Source organism: Ensifer sp. LC11 (assembly GCF_001695835.1).
Classification (GTDB): domain Bacteria; phylum Pseudomonadota; class Alphaproteobacteria; order Rhizobiales; family Rhizobiaceae; genus Ensifer.
In genome coordinates, this window is the sequence record NZ_MBSO01000055.1 from 1 (window position 1) to 2,703 (window position 2,703).

Annotated in this window: 2 protein-coding genes, 1 pseudogene and 1 riboswitch; of the genes and pseudogenes, 1 reads left to right on the forward strand and 2 read right to left on the reverse strand. The window is 60.0% G+C overall.

Annotation, left to right across the window (positions count from 1 at the left end):
* Positions 1-230: 230 nt before the first annotated feature.
* The gene (thiD, locus tag BBX50_RS25565; RefSeq protein ID WP_065778099.1) at positions 231-1,043 is read right to left on the reverse strand and encodes a bifunctional hydroxymethylpyrimidine kinase/phosphomethylpyrimidine kinase; all 813 of its coding nucleotides are present in this window, start codon (positions 1,041-1,043) and stop codon (positions 231-233) included.
* 253 nt (positions 1,044-1,296) lie between these two features.
* Positions 1,297-1,399, reverse strand: a riboswitch (TPP riboswitch).
* 203 nt (positions 1,400-1,602) lie between these two features.
* Here thiD and BBX50_RS29550 point away from each other — a divergent pair.
* Positions 1,603-2,357: pseudogene (locus tag BBX50_RS29550) on the forward strand (IS5 family transposase).
* Positions 2,358-2,388: 31 nt separating this feature from the next.
* On the opposite strand, the gene BBX50_RS25580 reads toward BBX50_RS29550, so the two are convergent.
* On the reverse strand, positions 2,389-2,703 hold a 315-nt coding region (locus BBX50_RS25580; protein ID WP_139108849.1), incomplete at its 5' end, for a transposase.

Here is a 2,703-nt window from a genome sequence, read left to right on the forward strand (position 1 = left end):
AAGCTTGATTGCCGCACTCTCGCTGACACCGAAGTGTCGGGCCGCGGCCCGACGCGACTGGCCGCCGTCAACCATCGACGCAACACGGTCGCGAATATCCAACGAATGGAACTTCCCATGAAACACCTCCACGCAGACGTGAATCACAGATGCCATCACAACGGAATCTCTGCGAGTCGATTAAATCGAACGATGCTTTAGTGGAACCGGAGCAAAGCGCCGGAACGGAATTAATCGTCGTTCGGTGCTGCCCACCACTGATGAAAGTGGTGAACCGCCCCCCGGCCCTGCCCGATCTTCAAATTGGCTCCGGCAACAAGCGCCTCATGCAAATAGGTCTTGGCGGCGATCACCGATTCTTCGAGCGGCAAGCGATGGGCAAGACCAGCGGCGATTGCGGCAGAGAGCGTGCAGCCGGTGCCATGATCGTTCTTGGTTTCAACCCGCGGGCGCGACAGGCGCAAAGGGGAACTCCCCTCGAAGAGGATATCCGCCGCTTCGTCGCCGTTGGCATGCCCGCCTTTCATCAGCACTGCGGCCGCACCAAGCTTCAGGAGCATCTCCGCCTGGCGGGCCATCTCTATCTCGTTCTCAGCAACGCCGCGCCCCGTCATCAGTGCTGCTTCGGGCAGGTTAGGCGTCACGATGAGCGCAAGTGGCAGCAACTCCTCCTTGAGTGTCGCAATCGCGTCCGGACGTAACAATATGTCACCCGAAGTGGCAACCATGACCGGATCGATAATTGCCATATGTCCATATCGCTTCAGACCTGATGCGATCGCGGCAATTGTCTCGTGCCGCGACACCATGCCGATCTTCACCGCACCGACGGCGAGATCCGAAAACACGGCATCGATCTGAGCGGTGACAACGGCTGGAGAAATATCCTCGACGGCCGTGACCCCGCGGGTGTTTTGCGCCGTAATGGCGGTAACAACGCTAGCACCATAGACACCGAGTGCCGAGAACGTCTTCAGATCAGCCTGGATGCCGGCTCCACCGCCGGAGTCCGAGCCTGCGATAGTAACGGCAATACCGGTCATGCCTGGCTCCACCGGAGAGCAAAGATGTGTTCAAGCTCGCCTAATGCACGTCCAAACTGGGCACTCAGGCACGCCCCCATTCCCGAGCGTGTTCCAATCATCAGAGAGGAAGCCGAAAGATCGCGCACGGGCATCGGTCGGCTCGGCACGCGGAAGCTTTCGTCGCCACATCCTAAACTATGTGCAGGCACCATCGATCTCCCAATACCAACTGAGGAGATCCGGACGAAAGGCGAAGGCGCGGCTGATGTGCCGGGGAGGCCCTTGCCGTTCCTACGCCGGTATGATCCGGATCAGGTTCAAGGGTCTGGCTCACCGCCATCTCAGCACCGTCAGATGCGCCCCTCGGCAGGGGCGAATGTTATGGCAGCGTGAGAGGGGATGTCAATCGATCGAGTTAAGCGAACTCGATCATGCGTCGGTCGATGCGTACATCGGAGGACCTTGAGGGGAATAACCAACTAAAGAAGGCCCCTTTTTCCTCTGGGGTAAAAACTCAATCAGCCTATTGATAACGTTTAATTTCCATGATTCTATTCCGGAATAACGGAGTTGAAGCATGGGAAGCGAATTCTGGCTGAGCGATCAGCAATGGTCCGTCATCGAGCCGCTGCTGCCGAAGAACCGGCCCGGTGCCCGCCGGGTCGATGACCGCCGCGTCATCAGCGGCATTGTGCATGTGTTGCGTGTCGGCTGCCGCTGGCAGGATTGCCCGGCCGTCTATGGCCCGCCAACCACCATTTACAACCGCTTTCATCGCTGGGCCGGCCGCGGCCTGTGGCAGAAGCTGTTTTCGGCCCTGGTCGCGGCCGATCCATGCGACATGCAGATGATCGACAGCACCACCGCGAAGGTCCATCGCTCGGCCGCCGGTGGAAAAGAGGGGCGCAAACGCAAGCGATCGGTCGCTCCCGCGGCGGCTGGACGACGAAAATCCACGCCGTCGTAGACGGTCGTGGCCGACCGCTCGGGCTGCAGATCTCGCCGGGGCAGATGGGCGATGTGCGCGCCGCCGTGCCGTTACTCCAGCACCTGCCGCCCGCCTATTTCCTCGCCGCCGACACCGCTTACGACAGCGATGCCCTGCGCCAGTACCTGACCGGACGCGGAACCATTCCGGTCACTCCCAACAACCCGACCAGAAAGCGCCGCCATCCCTTCGATGCAAGGGCCTATCGCCAGCGCAACGTCATCGAGCGGATGTTCTGTCGTCTCAAGGATTGGCGGCGAATCGCCACACGCTACGACAAGCTCGCCACAAATTTCCAGGCCGCCGTCCACATCGCCGCTATCGTCATCTGGTGGACCAATTGAGTCTGGAGCCTAGACTAGGACGAATCGACATTCACGGCAGCCAGATCATTGCGGCGACGAGATAGACGAAGCCTTCGAAGTGGATTGTTCTGCGGTCGTATCGGGTGGCGAAGCGTCGGAAGTGCTTCATTCGGTTGAAGCACCGCTCGATGCGGTTGCGATCTTTGTAGGCGCCTTCGTCGTGGGGGATGATGATCTTGCGTGAGCGGTTTGACGGGATCACCGCCTCGGCTCCCATGCTGGTGATCGTTTGCCGCAAGGCATTGCTGTCATAGGCTTTATCAGCCAGCACGGCGGCGCCGCTCTGTCCCTCTAGAAGAGCCGGCGCTTGTGTGCTGTCGCCCAC